1 rRNA gene is annotated in these 224 nt (G+C 41.5%); it reads right to left on the bottom strand.

The annotated features are described in order from the left end of the window. A 5S ribosomal RNA gene (gene rrf / locus H4J67_RS21375) occupies window positions 1–92 on the bottom strand; the annotation flags it as partial. Window positions 93–224 lie beyond the last annotated feature (132 nt).

The following is a 224-nucleotide window of genomic DNA, read 5'->3' as shown; positions in this document are numbered from 1 at the left end:
ATGGGAACTCCCACACTACCATCGGCGCTACTGCGTTTCACTTCTGAGTTCGGAATGGGATCAGGTGGTGCCACAGTGCTATTGTCGCTAGACAAAAAGGTTACAATCTTGAAAGCTGTTGCTCGCTAGAGCCATAAATATAAAAGCGTTTTCTTATTCAATTCATTACAGTGCGTGAAGTTATTCTTTATATGTCAGTCTTTTACAAACACTTCGCAGCAAAA

Source organism: Colwellia sp. BRX10-4, assembly GCF_014077465.1.
Lineage (GTDB): Bacteria > Pseudomonadota > Gammaproteobacteria > Enterobacterales > Alteromonadaceae > Colwellia_A.
Note: the sequence above shows the minus strand (reverse complement) of the source record. Positions and strands in the feature narration are given on the sequence as shown.